The 229-nt window shown below is 66.8% G+C and carries 1 pseudogene; it reads left to right on the top strand.

Annotation, left to right across the window (positions count from 1 at the left end):
- Positions 1 to 229: pseudogene (locus RVY79_RS21910) on the top strand (integrase); the annotation flags it as partial.

Raw genomic sequence — 229 nt, 5'->3', positions numbered from 1 at the left:
ATACCGTCGAAATCCGGGATGCACCGGCGTTCGCGGCTGAGTTGCAGGCGTTCATCCACGAGCGCGTGGAGGCGGTGACGCTGCCCGCCAACCTGGAAGGTGAAACGGTGGCGCAGGCCTTGCAGCGCAAGGCGGCCGCGTTGCGCTCCGACACGCGCTGGACACCGGCTGAAACCGATGTCCAGCGAGGCCGCGCCTTGCTGCTGGAAGCCTTCAACCAGCCGGACAA

It is taken from the genome of Chromohalobacter sp. HP20-39, assembly GCF_033052815.1.
Taxonomy (GTDB): domain Bacteria; phylum Pseudomonadota; class Gammaproteobacteria; order Pseudomonadales; family Halomonadaceae; genus Chromohalobacter.
This window is presented reverse-complemented; position numbering and strand designations above follow the sequence as displayed.